The organism is Thioalkalivibrio halophilus (genome assembly GCF_001995255.1).
Lineage (GTDB): Bacteria > Pseudomonadota > Gammaproteobacteria > Ectothiorhodospirales > Ectothiorhodospiraceae > Thioalkalivibrio > Thioalkalivibrio halophilus.
Map to the genome: position 1 here is coordinate 42,280 of NZ_MUZR01000035.1, position 16,287 is coordinate 58,566.

A 16,287-nucleotide genomic window follows, 5' to 3' on the forward strand; every position below is an offset into this window, starting at 1 on the left:
TTCCATGTCCCGCGAAGTAATCCAGACCGACGCCGCCCCGGCCGCCATCGGCCCCTACTCCCAGGCGGTGCGCACCGGCGACACCCTGTACCTCTCCGGCCAGATCCCGCTGGACCCGGCCACCATGGACCTGGTGGACGGCGGCATCGAGGCGCAGATCCGCCGGGTGTTCGACAACCTGGCGGCAGTGCTGGATGCCGCCGGCGCGCGCCTGGGCGATATCGCCAAGCTCAACATCTACCTCGTCGACCTGACCCATTTCCCGCTGGTCAACGAGCTGATGAGCGAATACTTCAGCGAGCCTTATCCGGCGCGCGCGGCGATCGGCGTGGCCGCCCTGCCCAAGGGGGCACAGGTGGAGATGGACGCCATCGCCTGGTGTCCGCGGGGCTGAGGCCCCGCGCCCCGGAGCACTGCAGATGGACCTGCAGGCCCCGCTGACCGAACTCACCGGCGTGGGTCCGCGCCAGGCCGAACGCCTGGCGCGGCTGGGCCTGCACGTCTGCGGGGATCTGCTGTTCCATCTGCCGCTGCGCTTCGAGGACCGCACCCGCATCACCCCGCTGGACCGTCTGCGCCCGGGCCGCGCCGCCCTGTTCGAGGGCGTGGTCGAGCGCAGCGAGGTCGTGATCCGCCGTCGGCGCATGCTGGTGGTGACCCTGGGGGACGGTCAGGGCGTCATTACCCTGCGCTTCTTTCATTTCGGCAACGCGCAGCAGAAACGCCTGGCGAGCGGTACCCGGGTCCGCGCCTTCGGTGAACCGCGCGGCGTGCCCGGGGCGCTGGAATGCGTGCACCCGGAGACCGAGATCGTCGATCCGGACGCCCCGCCGGCGCTGGAACAGCGCCTGACCCCGGTCTACCCGGTCACCGAGGGTGTGTCCCAGCCGCTGCTGCGCAAGCTGGTGCGCCAGGCCCTGCTTGGCATCCGGCAGCTGCCCGACCTGTTGCCGGAACTGGAGCGTGAAGGCCTGCCGCCGCTGCAGCAGGCCGTGCAGGACCTCCACCAGCCGCCACCCAACGCGCAGGCCCCGGCGCTCGAACCCGGCATCGACGGGCGCTCCGCCGCGCAGACCCGCCTCGCGCTGGAAGAGCTGGTCGCGCACCAGCTAGCGCGCCTGCAGCATGCCCGTGCCGAACCCGACGAACACGCCCCGGCGCTGGACCCGCCCGGCGACCTGTGGGAACACCTGCATGCCGGACTGCCGTTCCCGCTGACCGGCGCCCAGCAGCGCGTGATCGGCGAGATCCGCGCGGATCTCGCCCGCCAGCAGCCGATGAACCGCCTGCTGCAGGGCGACGTGGGCTCCGGCAAAACCCTGGTGGCGGTGGCCGCCGCCCTGGCCGCGGTGGAGGCCGGCTACCAGGTCGCGTTCATGGCCCCCACCGAACTGCTGGCACGCCAGCACGCCCGCAACCTGGCGGCCTGGCTGGAGCCCATGGGCATCCCCATCGCCTGGCTGGGCGGGCGCCAGGCACGCGGGGAGCGCGGCCAGCTGCTGAACGAACTGGCCAGCGGCGACCGCCCGGTCGCGGTGGGCACCCACGCCCTGTTCCAGGAAGACGTGCGCTTCCACCGGCTGGGCCTGGCGGTGGTGGACGAGCAGCACCGCTTCGGCGTGCATCAGCGCATGGCGCTGCGCGAGAAGGGCAACGGGGGCACCCCGCACCAGCTGATCATGACTGCCACGCCCATCCCTCGCACCCTGGCGATGACCCTGTATGCCGGGCTGGAGACCTCGATCATCGACGAGCGCCCGCCCGGGCGCACGCCGGTGCGCACCGCGCTGATCAGCCACGAGCGCCGCGACGAGGTGATCGAGCGCATCCGCGTGGCCTGCGGCGACGGCACCCAGGCCTACTGGGTGTGTCCGCTGGTGGAAGACTCGGAGCAGCTGGAGGCCGAATCCGCCGAGGCCACCCGCGAGCGCCTGGCCGAGGCCCTGCCGGGGCTGCGCATCGGGCTGGCCCACGGCCGCATGAAGGGCAGCGAGCGCGATCAGGTGATGGAGGGGTTCCGGCGCGGCGAGATCGACCTGCTGGTGGCTACCACGGTGATCGAGGTCGGCGTGGACGTGCCCAACGCCAGCCTGATGGTCATCGAGAACGCCGAACGCATGGGCCTGTCGCAGCTGCACCAGCTGCGCGGACGGGTTGGGCGCGGCAATGCCGCCAGCGCCTGCGTGCTGCTGTATCGCCCGCCGCTGGGCGAGACCGCACGCGAACGACTGGAGGCGATGCGCCGCACCGACGACGGTTTCGAGATTGCCGAGGTGGACCTGAAGCTGCGCGGCCCGGGGGAACTGCTGGGCACGCGCCAGACCGGCGACCGCAGCTTCCGCGTGGCCGACTGGTCACGCGATCAGGACCTTCTGCCACGCGCCACCCGGATCGCCGAGGGCCTGCTGCAGGACCCGCCGCGCGGCGGGGCGCTGATCGATCGCTGGCTGGGGGATGCGACCCGCTACGGCCAGGTCGGCTGACGCCACACCGTCGGCTCAGCCACCACCCAGGTGGTCCTTCAGCCGCTGCAGCTCGTCTTCCGACCAGCCTTCGGGATCCGTCACGTGGCGCCAGGCGTAGACATAGTGTTCCGGGGCATACACATGGCCGTAGCCCACCGGGGCATCATCCGCGGCGGCCACGTCGATCGCCAGCTGCAGCATGGTCACCACCGGGTACCATTGCAGCTTGTCGGTCACGTCCGGGCCGCGCGGTTCTTCCATCCATTCCGGCTGGCGGTAAAAGGCCTCGGGCTCGAAGAAGGTGACGGGGTCGCTGGCGTACTGCAGGTACACGATGCGCATGCTCCCCCATTCGGCACCGGGGATCTCCAGGTGCGGATCCTGGTTGGTGAACCGCACGATGGAACTGTCGCGAAAACGCGGCAGCCACGCGGGCGAGTCCGGCTCGCGCTGCGCGGTGATCTCGCGCCAGGCCTCGGAGCGGAACGGCGGGCCGCTCCACAGGGCGCCGGAGAACGGATCGCCGACGATGTCGTAGAGATCCGCCGCGCGTTCGGAGTTCAGTGCCCCCAGACTGAGCCCGTAGAGATACAGCTCGGGGCGTTCGTCGACCGGCAGCTCACGCCAGTGGCCATAGACTTCGGCGAAGACCGCCTGCGCGGTCTCCAGCCCGTAGGACGACTCCGACATCAGCGACAGCCAGCTCGGCAGGTAGGAGTACTGCACCGCCACCGAGGCCACGTCGCCCCGATGCAGGTACTCCACCGCCTGCATCGCATCGCGATCCACCCAGCCGCGCCCGGTAGGGGTCGCCAGCACCAGCACCGAGCGGTCGAAGGCATCGGTACGCTTGAGCTCGTCCAGGGCCAGGCGGGCGCGTTCCTCGATGGTCTCCGCGGCGTTCAGCCCCACGTATACCCGCAACGGGGCCGGCGTGGGCTCGCCGAAGAACTCGCTCATCTGTTCGGTGTCGGGCGTGAAGCCGACGTAGCGCCGGCCGTGCTGCCCCAGCTCCTCCCAGCGGATGAGCGATTCCTCGCTGCCGGAGAGCTGCGAGTCACCGGGATGCTCCACGTCCGCTTCCATGCGCACGTCGAACTGGCGGAAAGTGTTGTCGGCGGTGCGCAGGCCGTATTCCAGCAGCACCCCGTCGATCACCGCCCAGAACAGTGCCAGCGCTACGATCACGCCGGTCACGTTCGCCAGCCGCCGCGGGATGAAGCGGCGCAGGCGCACGGCAACGAATCGGAAACTGAGCAGGAACAGCCGCCCCACCGCCAGCGCCGCCGCGAACACCGCAAGACCGATCACGCCCGTACGGAACGGATGGGCGCTGTCCACCGGGTCCATCTCCATCAGCTCGCGGATCGAGTTCTGCCACTGGGCGGCCTGCATCAGGAACCCGACGGCGATCACCGCACACAGCGCCGCGGCCACGATCACCATGATCCGGTGCACCCGTTCGCCCGCCTCCGGCAGCTCGAGGTAAGCCCACAGCCAGTGCAGGAAAACCCCGAGCAGATAGCCCGCCGACAGGGAGATCCCGGACAGGATGCCCTGCATCTCCCAGGTCCGCGGGATCAGGCTGGGCGACAGCGAGGCGGCGAAGAACAGCGTGCCCAGCAGCAGCCCGGGCACCGACAGCGAGGCGGCCTGGCGCCGCGCCCAGCCCGGCGCCAGCCAGCGGGACAACGGGATGCGGGCGGTCAGACGGGCCACGGAATCAGGGAACGACATGACGCGTCAGCGACGGGCATACACCGGGGGATGTCCCGGCGGCGGTGGGTGGAAGCGCTTGTAGGCCCAGTTGTACTGCTCCGGGCAGCGCCTTACCAGGTCCTCGACGATGCGGTTGACCGCCGCGGCGGCACGCACGAAATCGGGGTCGCGGACCTCGGGGCCGGCCTCGATCTCGTGGTAGCGGAAGCCGCGCCCGCGCGGCAGGCGCTCGGCGAACAGGAACACCACAGGGTCGTCGCGCCCGCGCAGCAGGCGCGGCAGCAGGGTCATGGTCAGGGCCCGGCGGCCGAAAAACGGCGCGTGCACGCCCGACGCCCCCTTCGGGCTCTGGTCGGGCAGCACGCCGATGATCTCGCCGGCATCGCGCGCCTTCTGCAGGATGCGCAGCCCGGAGCGGTCGGCCGGCGCCAGCTTCGCCCCGGTGGCGGAACGGGCCTTGCGCACCCACCGGTCGATCTCGGGGGTCGGAAGCGGGCTGTACAGCGAGGCCATCGGCCCGTGCATGGCCGCGTGCAGGCCGGCGAATTCCCAGGAGCCCAGATGCGGCGTGGCCAGGAACAGCGCACGGCCGGGCTCTCGGCTCTGCAGCCGGGCGTAGCACGGCGGCGCCTCCGCCAGCCCCGCCAGGCGCTCGGGCCCGGCCCGCCACAGCCAGGGCGACTCGGTCAGCGAGCGCGCCATGGCCTGCAGCGAACGGCGTGCGGTGCGCCGGTGCCAGGCCGCGTCCTTGTCCGGAAAGCACAGCGCCAGGTTGATGCGCGTGAGCCGTGCGGAGCGCGTGGGCAGCAGCCACACCAGGGTACCCAGAACACCGCCCAGGGCGTGGTTGACCCGCAGCGGCAGGCGCCCCAGCACCCGCAGGATCACCCCGATCAGGCGGTCGCGCAGCTGCCGTCGCTCAGCCATCGGCCGTTTCCCCGGATGCCACCGGATCCACGGCCCGCGAAGCATCGGCGGCATCGGGTGCATCATCCGGCCCCGGGATCCCCCCCTCGGTCATCAGTGGCCGCAGGGTGGTGCGCAGGTTGCGAAACAGTTCGGCAAACTCGCCCTCCTCGCGTGCCAGCAGGGCCTTCATGTGCTCGCGCCGGGTGGGCATGGAGAAGCAGGCCGGGCAATTGTCGAGGATGACCGGCAGTCCGGCCGCCTCGGCAAAGTCGCGGGTCTGGCGCTCGCGCACGTAGACCAGCGGCCGGATCACGCGCAGGTCGCCGGCATCGATGCGGTAATGGGCCTTCATGGTGCGCAGCTGACCGCCATGGAACGCGCTCATCAGGAAGCTCTCGGCGAGGTCGTCCAGGTGCTGCCCCAGCGCCAGCACGTTGTAACCGTGCTCGCGCGCGGTGCGGTACATCAGGCCGCGTTTCATGCGCGAGCAGAACGAGCAGAAGGAGTCGTTGTCCATGTGCTCGCCGGCCAGCTCGGCGATCGGCTCGGAGACGAAGTGGTACGGGATCCCGTAGCCACCGAGGTAGTCCTGCAGGCGCTCCGGGTCGAAGCCGTCGATCTCCGGGTCGATGGTCACCGCGCCCACCTCGAAATGCACCGGCGCGCGACGCGCCAGCTCGTGCAGCAGCCACAGCAGGGTCAGCGAGTCCTTGCCACCGGACAGGCCGACCAGCACGCGGTCGCCGTCGCGGATCATGTCGAACTCACGGATCGCCTGGCCGGCCAGACGACGGATGGAGCGGGGAACGGACGGTGTTTCCATGCCCGCAACATAGGGACGGGGCGCGGCCCGCGCAAGCCCCGACGCCGACCGCGAGGGATGCACCGGGGCGGTGCGGTTGCCCTTGAGCGCGCGGGCTCCTGCACCAGCTCGATTCACCCGCGCGCTCGGTTATCGGGCACCCGGCCGTCATGAGCGGGACCGGTCGCCGTGGCATCGGGCTTGCATGCGCACCGGGACGGACACCGCGCGGAACCTCGACATGTACGACCGCAAGACCCTGACCCTCGCCGGCGAGCTCAAGCGTGCCCTGCGCAGCGAGTTCCCGGCGGCGGGTCGCCTCTCGTTCGCCGATCCGGATTTCATGGAGGTTCTGCTGGACTATGCCGGCCGCAGCCGCTCGAGCATGGTGCAGGCTGCGGCGATGACCCTGCGGGGGCATCTGAACGCCCCGGCGGCGTCCCCGCGCCCCGCGGCCGATGCGGACGCCGACACCACGCAGGAAGGAGGTTCGGCCGCAGAGCCGGGGGAGACACCGGACGCCCCGGGTACGACCGATGTCGCCGAACCCGAAAAGAAGAAGGGTCGCCGGGTCTATCGCGGGAAGGTGATCGACGACGACTGACAGCCGCGCCGTTTTTGGCCAGACTTGGGGCTGGTGTTATTCGAGGCTCGCCATGGACGCGTTCTACCCCCCGACCGAACCCCATACCACCGGCACCCTGGAGGTCGGCGACGGCCACCGCCTGTATTACGAGGAATGCGGCAACCCGGAGGGCATCCCGGCGGTGTTCCTGCACGGCGGCCCCGGCTCCGGCTGCGAACCGTGGCACCGGCGGTTCTTTGATCCGGCGCGCTATCGCATCGTGCTGTTCGACCAGCGCGGCTGCGGGCGTTCCACCCCGCACGCCAGCCTGGAGGCCAACACCACCTGGCACGCCGTGGCCGACATCGAACGTCTGCGCGAGGAACTGGGGATCGAGCGCTGGGTGGTGTTCGGCGGCTCCTGGGGCTCCACCCTGGGGCTGGCCTATGCGCAGACGCACCCCGGCCGGGTGCTGGGCCTGGTGCTGCGCGGGATCTTCCTGTGCCGGCCGCGCGACATCCAGTGGTTCTACCAGTCGGGGGCCGACCGCCTGTTCCCCGAGGCCTGGGCGGCCTATCGCGATCACATCCCCGCGGCGGAACGCGACGACCTGGTGGCGGCCTACCACCGGCGCCTGACCGACCCGGACCCGGCGGTGCGCGAGGCGGCCGCGCAGGCGTGGTCGGCCTGGGAGGGGCATGCCTCCTGCCTGATCCCCAACGACGACGTGATCGACCACTTCGAGGACCCGGAGGTGGCCCTGAGCCTGGCACGCATCGAGTGCCACTACTTCAGCCACGACACCTTCCTGGAACCCGACCAGCTGCAGCGCGATGCCCGACGCCTGCGCGACATCCCGGGCTTCATCGTCCACGGGCGCTACGACGTGGTGTGCCCGGTGGAGCAGGCGGTGGCGCTCGCGCAGGCGTGGCCCGAGGCGGATCTGCAGATCATCCCGGACGCCGGGCACTCGGCCGCCGAACCGGGGATCGCGCGGGCGCTGGTCGCCGCCACCGATCGCCTGACCCACCTGGCGGGCGGGCTGGAACCGGGCAGCGGCAGGGCGCGGGCATGATCAGCCTGATCCAGCGGGTCAGCCGGGCGCGGGTGGAGGTCGCCGGGGAGATCACCGGCGAGATCGGCACCGGGCTGCTGGCGCTGGTGGGGGTGGAACCGGACGACGACGAATCGGCGGTCGAGCGCATGCTCGACCGCCTGCTGGGCTATCGCGTGTTCCCGGACGAGGAAGGGCGCATGAACCGCTCGCTGGGGGAGACCGGCGGCGGGCTGCTGCTGGTGCCGCAGTTCACCCTGGCGGCGGATACCGGCAAGGGCATGCGCCCCAGCTTTACCACGGCCGCCCTGCCGGAACGCGGCGAGGCCCTGTTCCACCACCTGCTGCAGCGGGCGCAGCGGCGCCACGAACCGGTCGCGACCGGGCGGTTCGGCGCCGACATGCAGGTGAGCCTGACCAACGACGGGCCGGTCACCTTCTGGCTGCAGGCGCGGCCCCGGGGCTGAACCGCGTTCGGACTCAGGGAAACACTGATCAATATACACGCTCGCGTTGGCACCCCGGGTTCCGCGAGACAAGGCGCGGTGCACAGCTGGTAGTGGTTCTACCGGCAAGGGCCGCAACGCAGGATCGGGGAACCCGGGGTGCCAACCCCGAAGGGGCTCGGCCGCTTTTGTGCGCGCACGGCGTTGCGGCTCCCTTGTGCAGAATGACTGCACGGCGGTCACCGCGCCTTGTTCGCGCGCAAAAGCGACTCGAGCGCGAGCGTGTATATTGATCAGTGTTTCCCTCAGACGTCCAGCACCAGACGCGCCGGGTCCTCGATGGCCTCCTTGATGGCCACCAGGAACTGCACGGCGTCGGCCCCGTCGACCAGACGGTGGTCGTAGGACAGGGCGACGTACATCATCGGCCGGATCACCACCTCGCCATCCACCGCCACCGGGCGCTCCTGGATCGCGTGCATGCCGAGGATCGCGCTCTGCGGCGGGTTGACGATGGGCGTGGAGAACAGCGAGCCAAACACCCCGCCGTTGGTGATGGTGAAGGTGCCGCCGCGCAGCTCGTCGATATCCAGCTTGCCGCTGCCGGCTCGCTCGGCGAAGTCGCGGATACGGCGTTCGATGTCGGCAATGGAGGCGTTGCCGGTATCGCGCAGCACCGGAACCACCAGCCCGCGCGGGGACGACACCGCGATGCCGATATCGGTGTAGTGGTGGTAGACGATCTCTTCGCCGTCGAGGGCGGCATTGATCACCGGGAAGCGCTGCAGGGCCCGGGTCGCGGCCACCACGAACAGCCCCATGAAGCCGAGCTTGATGCCGTGGGTCTGCTCGAAGCGGTCCTTGTAGCGCCCGCGCAGGGCCATGGCCTGCGACATGTCGATCTCGTTGAAGGTGGTCAGCATCGCGGTGGACTGCTTGGCCTCCAGCAGGCGTTCGGCGATGCGCGCCCGAAGCCGGCTCATGGGCACCCGCTCGGTGCCGCGCTCGCCGGCCGCACGCGGGCCGCCGGCGGGCGGTTCCGCGCCAGCGGCAGCCCGCGCGCTGTCGCGTCCGGCGTCGTCGGCCGCCGGGCGACGAGACGTGTCATCGCCCTTGCCCCCGACCCCGGAACCCGCCGCCAGTTGCGCGCGCTCCACGTCCTCGCGCTGGATACGGCCATCGGGCCCGGTGCCGCGCACCTGATCCTCGCTCAGGCCGGCCTCCTGCAGCAGGCGGCGTACCGCCGGGCTCGGCGGGGGCGGCGAGCCGGCGTCCGCGACCGGTTCGGGCTCGGGGCCTTCGTCCCCCGCGTCGGCCTCGTCGGCCTCGGCCGAGGCGGGGTCGGGTTCGGGCTCGACGTGCTCCCCGGCCGCCGGCGCTTCTTCCGCGGCCTGTGCCGGGGCCGGGCCCAGATGGCCGAGCACGTCATCGGCGTGCACGGTGTCGCCTTCGGCCACGGCCAGGTCGACCAGGGTTCCGTCGGCGGGGGCGTTGACCTCCAGCACGACCTTGTCGGTCTCCAGCTCGGCGATCAGTTCGTCGCGGCGCACGGCATCGCCCGGCTTCCTGTGCAGGGCGACCACGGTGGCATCGGCCACGGATTCGGGGAGTTGCGGAACCTGGATCGGGGTCTGCTCGGCGGACATCGGGCTTCCTTGTTCGGCGGTTTTGCGGGACGGACTCAGGGGGTCGGGTGCGGGAGATCCCGGGTACTCAGCGGCCCGAAGGCGCGCTCCAGCAGCTCCTCGTGCTGGGAACGATGGACCTCGGGATAGCCCACCGCGGGGGCCGCCGCCGGCGGGCGCGCAACCGCGTGCAGGGCATGACCGCGCTCGGCCAGCAGCGGGGCCAGGCGCGGATACACGAAGCCGAGATAGCCCTGGTTTTCCGGCTCGTCCTGGATCCAGACGAATTCCTCGGCCTGCGGATAACGCTCCAGCACCTCGCGCATGCGGTCGCAGGGGAACGGGTAGCACTGCTCCAGGCGCACCACGGCGACATCCTCGCGTTCGTCGGTCTGGCGGGTGGAGACCAGATCGTAGTGGATGCGACCGCTGGTCAGCAGGACCCGACGGACCTGCTGCGGATCGGTCACCTCCGGGTCGTCCAGCACGGTCTCGAACCGTCCTTCGGCGAGGTCCTCCAGCGAGGACACGGCCTGGCGGTGCCGCAGCAGGCTCTTGGGGGTCATGACCACCAGCGGCTTGCGGTAGGGGCGCACCATCTGCCGGCGCAGCAGATGGAAGATCTGCGCCGGCGTGGTCGGCACGCAGACCTGCATGTTCTCCTGCGCCGCCAGCTGCAGGAAGCGCTCGGGCCGCGCGGAGGAATGCTCCGGTCCCTGGCCCTCGTAGCCGTGCGGCAGGAACAGGGTCAGGCCACACAGCCGCCCCCATTTCTGCTCGCCGGAGGAGATGAACTGGTCGATCACCACCTGAGCGCCGTTGACGAAGTCGCCGAACTGCGCCTCCCAGATCACCAGCGCCTCGGGGGCCGCGGTGGCATAACCGTATTCGAACGCGAGCACGGCCTCCTCGGACAGCAGCGAGTCGATGACCAGGAAGCGCGGATGGTCCGGGTCCAGGCGGCGCAGCGGGACGTAGGTGTCGCCGGTGTTGCGTTCGTGCAGCACGCTGTGACGATGGAAAAAGGTCCCGCGCCCGGAGTCCTGTCCGGACAGGCGCACGCGATAGCCGTCCTGGATCAGGCTGCCGTAGGCCAGGGTCTCCGCAGCACCCCAGTCCAGCGGCTGTTCGCCGCGCGCCATCTGGCGCCTCGCCTCGAGGATCTTGTGCACTCGCGGATGCGGCTCGAAACCCTCGGGCGGGGTCGACAGGTGTTCCAGCGCGGTCGCCAGACGCTCGCGGTCGACGCCGGTATCGACCGGCTGATCCCAGGGCTGATGCAGATACGGGCCCCAGTTGGTGCCGCCCGCGCGGATCTCGCGGGTGCGATCGCGCAGCAGCGAGTCGGCCACCGCCTCGCCGGCATCCAGCCGGTCGCGGTAGGCGGCGAGGATCTGCTCCTGCTGCTGCGCGTCGGTCAGGCCTTCCTCGATCAGCTGACGGGCATAGCGCTCGCGGGTAGTCGGCAGGTCGCGGATGCGGTGATACATGCGCGGCTGGGTCGCGGCGGGTTCGTCGGCCTCGTTGTGCCCCTGACGGCGATAGCAGACCAGGTCGATAACCACGTCCTTGCCGAACCGCATGCGGTAATCCAGTGCGATCTGGGTGACGAAGACCACCGCCTCGGGGTCGTCGCCGTTCACGTGCAGGATGGGCGCATTCACCATCTTGGCGACATCGGTCGCGTAATGCGTCGAACGCGCATCCTTCAGCGTGCTGGTAGTGAATCCGATCTGGTTGTTCACGACCACGTGCACGGTGCCCTTGGTGGAGAACCCGCGGGTCTGCGACATGTTGAGGGTTTCCATCACCACGCCCTGCCCGGCGAAGGCCGCATCGCCGTGGATCACCACCGGCATCACCCGGTTGCCCTGGCGGTCGCCCAGGCGCACCTGACGCGCGCGCACCGAACCCTCGACGACCGGCGTCACGATCTCCAGATGCGAGGGGTTGAAGGCCAGCGCCAGATGCACCGCCCCGCCGGGGGTCTCCACGTCGGAGGAGAACCCCATGTGGTACTTGACGTCACCGGTACCCCGATCGTCGCGCGGGCGCCCTTCGAACTCGTCGGCGAGCTCGCCCGGCGATTTGCCCAGCAGGTTCACCAGCACGTTGAGACGGCCACGATGCGCCATGCCCAGCACGAGCTCGGTCAGGCCGCGGGCGCCACCGCGCTGGACCAGGGCATTGAGCAGCGGGATCAGGCTCTCCGCGCCCTCCAGCGAGAAACGCTTCTGGCCCACGTAGCGCTTGTGCAGATAACGCTCCAGACCCTCGGCAGCGGTCAGGCGCTCGAGGATCGCCAGGCGCGTGTCGTCGCCGAAGCCGAAGCGCCCGTGCGCCGATTCCAGGCGCTCCTGCAGCCAGCGCTTCTCGTCGGTGGCCGTGATGTGCATGTATTCCGCGCCGATACTGGCGCAGTAGGTCTCGCGCAGGACCTGTTCGATGGTGTCCAGCGGTGCCGGACCGTCGAGGAACAGCGAGCCGGGGTCGAAGGTCATGTCCGGGCCCACGCCTTCCAGCCCGTGGTATTCGCGGCTCAGCTCGCGCGGCGCCACCGGGGCCTCGCGCTCCAGCGGGTCCAGACGCGCGCCGAAATGCCCGAGGTAACGATAGGCGTTGATGAACTGCAGCACGCGGATCTGCAGGCGCTCGTGCTCGAGGTCGGGGCGGTCGGTATGCCGGCGGCGCTCCTCGCCCCGCGCCGGCGCACGCGCCTGCGGTGCCGCATCCTCCAGGGCCCGGAAATAGTCGGCCCAGGCCGCCGGGACCGAAGACGGATCCTCGCGGAAACGCTCCAGCAGCGTCTCGGCAAACGCCAGATTGTCCGGGTGGGGGTCCTGTCCGGAAACCGGTTGATCCAGCCGATGGCGGGATGACATGTCGTTCATGGTGGTCCTGTGACGTCGGGCGTGCGCGCGAAGTTCTGCAGACCTCGACTGTACCGCGTTTGCTACCATGCGCGCATGGACGTTTCTCCCCTTCTTGAAGGCCTCAATCCGGCGCAGCGCGAGGCCGTGGCCGCGCCGTCGCAACCCGTTCTGGTGCTGGCCGGTGCCGGCTCCGGCAAGACCCGCGTGCTGGTCCACCGCATCGCGTGGCTGATCGGCGTGGAAGGCATCGCCCCGCACGGACTGCTGGCGGTGACCTTCACCAACAAGGCCGCCAGCGAGATGCGCGGGCGCATCGAGGAACTGCTGGACTATCCGGCCAGCGGGCTGTGGGTGGGGACCTTCCACGGTCTGGCCCACCGCCTGCTGCGTCAGCACTGGCAGGAGGCCGGACTGCCGCAGAGCTTCCAGATCCTGGATTCCGACGACCAGCTGCGCATGGTCAAGCGCGTGCTGCGCGGGCTGGAGCTGGAGGAGTCCCACTGGCCGCCGAAACAGGCGCAGGGCTACATCAACGCGCGCAAGGACGAGGGTTCCCGCCCGGAACACCTGCCGGACACCGGCGATCCGATCGCACGGCAGTGGGTGCGTATCTACACCGCGTATCAGCAGGCCTGCGAACGCGCCGGGGTGGTGGATTTCGCCGAGCTGCTGCTGCGCTCGCTGGAACTGCTGCGCGACAACCCGGGGCTGCTGGAGCATTACCGCACGCGCTTTCGCCACGTGCTGGTGGACGAGTTCCAGGACACCAACGACATCCAGTACGCCTGGCTGCGGCTGATCGCCGGCGGCAGCCCGGTGTTCGCGGTGGGCGACGACGACCAGTCGATCTACGGCTGGCGCGGGGCGAAGATCGAGAACATCCAGCACTTCCAGAAGGACTACCCCGGCACGCAGGTGGTGCGGCTGGAACAGAACTACCGCTCCACCGCCAGCATCCTCAACGCCGCCAACGCGCTGATCCGCCACAACAGCGGCCGTCTGGGCAAGGAGCTGTGGACCGAGGACCTCGAGGGCGCGCCGGTGCGGCTGTACACCGCGCTGAACGAGCAGGAGGAGGCGCGCTTCATCGCCGAGACCATCGCCCGGCACATCGAGGACGGCGGCCAGCACCGCGAATGTGCGGTGCTGTACCGTTCCAACGCGCAGTCGCGCGTGCTGGAAGAGACCTTCATCGCGCGGCGCCTGCCGTACCGGGTGTACGGCGGGCTGCGCTTCTTCGAGCGCCAGGAGATCCGCGACGCGCTGGCCTATCTGCGCCTGGCCGGGAACAGCGACGACGACCCGGCCTTCCTGCGCGCGGTCAACCAGCCGCCGCGCGGGATCGGCGAGAAGACCCTGGACGACCTGCGCGCGGTGGCCGCGGAACAGGACATCTCGTTGCTGCGCGCGGCGCAGCGCGCGGTGCAGGCGAACGCCCTGCCCGGACGCGCACGCAACGCAGTGGCGGGTTTCCTGCAGCTGGTCGAACAGATCCGCGAAGCCCTGACCGGGCGGCCGCTGGGGGAACAGGTGGAACAGGCCATCGCCCTGTCCGGGCTGCGCGAGCACTACGCGAAGGAAAAGGGCGAACGCGGCGAGGCCCGTCTGGAGAACCTCGACGAGCTGGTGGGTGCGGCGCGGGCCTTCGACATGGAGGAGATCCGCGACGAGGAAACCACCGGCGACCGCCTGACCGACTTCCTGTCACACGCCGCGCTGGAGTCGGGCGAGGGGTCGGCGGACCCCGACGAGGACGCGATCCAGATGATGACCCTGCACTCGGCCAAGGGCCTGGAGTTCCCCCTGGTGTTCCTGACCGGGCTGGAGGACGGACTGTTTCCCAACGCCCGCTCGGTGGACGAACCCGGGCGCCTGGAGGAAGAGCGCCGCCTGGCCTACGTGGGCATGACCCGGGCCGAACGCCAGCTGTACCTGACCCACGCCGAAACCCGCCGGCTGTACGGCCGCGAGGCCTCCAACCCGGCCTCGCGCTTTCTCAACGAGATCCCGGAAGACATGCTCGAGGTGCTACGCCCGCAGTCCTCGCCGTTCGGCGCCGGACGCTTTGCCGCCGCGCGCCAGCGGACCAGCGGCATGGACGCACGCGCGGAATCGGCCCGCGAGGAGGGCCTGGCGATCGGCACCCGGGTGCACCACGCGCGCTTCGGCGAGGGGCTGGTCACGGCCTTCGAAGGCTCGGGGTCCTCGGCCCGGGTACAGGTCAACTTCGCCGACGCCGGCGCCAAGTGGCTGGTGGTCGGCTTCGCCAAACTGGACGTGCTGGCCTGACCCGGCTCAGACGCCGTATTCGGCGCGGTAGGCGCGCAGGGCATCCAGGTGTTCCGGCGCGCGGCCGGTCTGCTCCAGCAGGGTGACCAGGTCGGTCAGCCGCGCCACGCGCACCACCTGCATGCCCAGATCACTCTCCACCTCCTGGATGGCCGAGCGGTCGCCCGCACCGCGCTCCTCGCGGTCCAGGGCGATGGCCACCCCCACCGGCGAGGCGCCGGCGGCGCGGATGATGTCCACCGATTCGCGGATGGCGGTGCCGGCGGTGATCACGTCGTCCACGATCAGCACACGACCCTCCAGCGGGGCGCCCACGATGTTGCCGCCCTCGCCGTGGTCCTTGGCCTCCTTGCGGTTGAAGGCCCAGGGGCGGTCCATGTCGTGGTCGCGGTACAGGGCTTCGGCCACGGCCGCCGCCAGCGGGATGCCCTTGTAGGCCGGGCCGAAGATCAGGTCGAAGTCGATCCCGGAATCCACGATCGCCTGCGCATAGAACTCGCCCAGACGGGCCAGGTCGGAGCCGCGGTTGAACAGCCCGGCGTTGAAGAAATAGGGGCTGGTACGGCCCGATTTCAGCGTAAACTCGCCGAACCGCAGGACGTCGCGCTGCAGGGCGTATTCGAGGAAGGCGTGGGCGGTCATGACGGCTCCATGGTCGATTGCGAGGGGAAACGGCCCCTATTCTGACACAGCGTCCGGGCGGGTCTTTTCGCCGGCCGCGCGCGCGGGTATCGTTGCGCGCCATGCGCATAATGTCCATGAACGCCAACGGCATCCGTGCCGCCGCCCGCAAGGGCTTCTTCGACTGGCTGCCCGCCACGGCAGCCGACGTGGTCTGCATCCAGGAGACCAAGGCCCAGATCCGCCAGATCCAGGGCGAGCCCTTCCATCCGCCCGGTTATCACAGCGCCTACGTGGACGCGGTGAAACCCGGCTACAGCGGTGTGGCCATGTACAGCCGGATGCAGCCGGACGAGGTGATCACCCGGCTGGGCTTCGAGGAGGCGGACAACGAGGGGCGCTACGTGGAGATGCGCTTCGGCAACCTGTCGGTGGTGTCGCTGTACCTGCCGTCCGGCTCCTCGGGCGACCACCGTCAGGACTCGAAATGGCGCTTTCTCGATTTCTTCCGCCCGTGGCTGGCGGAGCGCATGCAGGACGGGCGCGAATGGGTGATCTGCGGCGACTGGAACATCGCGCACAAGGAGATCGACCTGACCAACTACCGTTCCAACCGCAAGAACTCGGGCTTTCTGCCCGAGGAACGGGCGTGGCTGGACCACCTGTTCGACGAGATCGGCATGGTGGATGTGTTCCGCCGGCTGGACGACCGCCCCGGGCAGTACACCTGGTGGTCCAACCGCGGTCAGGCCTGGGCGAAGAACGTGGGCTGGCGCATCGACTACCAGATCGCCACGCCGGGCATCGCCGCCACCGCGCGCGACCCGTTCATCTATACCGAGCAGCGCTTCTCCGATCACGCGCCGTTCTGGATCGATTATGACTACGCGCCCTGACAGCCGCACCGGGCTCCCGGTCC

General features: G+C 70.1%; 13 protein-coding genes. 7 read left to right on the top strand and 6 right to left on the bottom strand.

Translation table 11 applies throughout. The features are described 5' to 3' along the window. Positions 1-4: 4 nt before the first annotated feature. Both B1A74_RS09100 and recG read left to right on the top strand, forming a co-directional pair. Positions 5-394, top strand: a complete 390-nt coding sequence (locus tag B1A74_RS09100; protein WP_018947189.1) for a RidA family protein — start codon at positions 5-7, stop codon at positions 392-394. Between the two features lie 25 nt (positions 395-419). Further along, entirely contained in the window at positions 420-2,483 is a 2,064-nt protein-coding gene (recG, locus tag B1A74_RS09105; protein WP_077244440.1) for an ATP-dependent DNA helicase RecG, read from the top strand. A 15-nt stretch (positions 2,484-2,498) separates the two neighbouring features. On the opposite strand, the gene B1A74_RS09110 is transcribed toward recG, so the two are convergent. Genes B1A74_RS09110 through B1A74_RS09120 form a run of 3 tightly spaced genes read right to left on the bottom strand, consistent with a single transcriptional unit; the run spans position 2,499 to position 5,916 of the window. Beyond that, positions 2,499-4,202, bottom strand: a complete 1,704-nt coding sequence (locus B1A74_RS09110; protein WP_077244441.1) for an alpha/beta hydrolase — start codon at positions 4,200-4,202, stop codon at positions 2,499-2,501. A 6-nt stretch (positions 4,203-4,208) separates the two neighbouring features. Then, the gene (locus B1A74_RS09115; RefSeq protein WP_077244442.1) at positions 4,209-5,111 is read right to left on the bottom strand and encodes a lysophospholipid acyltransferase family protein; all 903 of its coding nucleotides are present in this window, start codon (positions 5,109-5,111) and stop codon (positions 4,209-4,211) included. Next, positions 5,104-5,916: a tRNA 2-thiocytidine(32) synthetase TtcA gene (locus B1A74_RS09120; protein ID WP_018947193.1), complete on the bottom strand. Its 813-nt coding sequence runs from the start codon at positions 5,914-5,916 to the stop codon at positions 5,104-5,106. The genes B1A74_RS09115 and B1A74_RS09120 overlap by 8 nt, the downstream gene beginning before the upstream one ends. Positions 5,917-6,100: 184 nt before the next feature. Here B1A74_RS09120 and B1A74_RS09125 point away from each other — a divergent pair, with 184 nt between their 5' ends. Genes B1A74_RS09125 through dtd form a run of 3 tightly spaced genes read left to right on the top strand, consistent with a single transcriptional unit; the run spans position 6,101 to position 7,981 of the window. Next, positions 6,101-6,499, top strand: coding sequence for a hypothetical protein (locus B1A74_RS09125; protein ID WP_077244443.1), 399 nt, complete (start codon positions 6,101-6,103; stop codon positions 6,497-6,499). Positions 6,500-6,551: 52 nt separating this feature from the next. Continuing rightward, a complete protein-coding gene (pip, locus tag B1A74_RS09130) occupies positions 6,552-7,535 on the top strand; it encodes a prolyl aminopeptidase (protein WP_077244444.1) in 984 nt (327 codons plus the stop codon). Next, the gene (gene dtd / locus B1A74_RS09135; RefSeq protein ID WP_077244445.1) at positions 7,532-7,981 is read left to right on the top strand and encodes a D-aminoacyl-tRNA deacylase; all 450 of its coding nucleotides are present in this window, start codon (positions 7,532-7,534) and stop codon (positions 7,979-7,981) included. The genes pip and dtd overlap by 4 nt, the downstream gene beginning before the upstream one ends. A gap of 284 nt (positions 7,982-8,265) precedes the next feature. On the opposite strand, the gene odhB is transcribed toward dtd, so the two are convergent. Continuing rightward, positions 8,266-9,606 carry a 2-oxoglutarate dehydrogenase complex dihydrolipoyllysine-residue succinyltransferase gene (gene odhB / locus B1A74_RS09140; protein ID WP_077244446.1) on the bottom strand — a complete coding sequence of 447 codons (1,341 nt, stop codon included), beginning with the start codon at positions 9,604-9,606 and terminating at the stop codon, positions 8,266-8,268. Positions 9,607-9,641: 35 nt separating this feature from the next. After that, a complete protein-coding gene (locus B1A74_RS09145) occupies positions 9,642-12,476 on the bottom strand; it encodes a 2-oxoglutarate dehydrogenase E1 component (RefSeq protein ID WP_077244447.1) in 2,835 nt (944 codons plus the stop codon). Between the two features lie 75 nt (positions 12,477-12,551). Here B1A74_RS09145 and uvrD point away from each other — a divergent pair, with 75 nt between their 5' ends. Next, the gene (gene uvrD, locus B1A74_RS09150) at positions 12,552-14,747 is read left to right on the top strand and encodes a DNA helicase II (protein WP_018947199.1); all 2,196 of its coding nucleotides are present in this window, start codon (positions 12,552-12,554) and stop codon (positions 14,745-14,747) included. A 6-nt stretch (positions 14,748-14,753) separates the two neighbouring features. Here uvrD and pyrE read toward each other — a convergent pair whose 3' ends face one another. Then, complete coding sequence (gene pyrE, locus B1A74_RS09155) at positions 14,754-15,389, bottom strand: orotate phosphoribosyltransferase (protein ID WP_028492026.1); 636 nt, start codon at positions 15,387-15,389, stop codon at positions 14,754-14,756. Positions 15,390-15,490: 101 nt separating this feature from the next. On the opposite strand from pyrE, the gene B1A74_RS09160 reads away from it, so the two are divergent. Continuing rightward, a complete protein-coding gene (locus tag B1A74_RS09160; protein WP_279625492.1) occupies positions 15,491-16,264 on the top strand; it encodes an exodeoxyribonuclease III in 774 nt (257 codons plus the stop codon). Positions 16,265-16,287 lie beyond the last annotated feature (23 nt).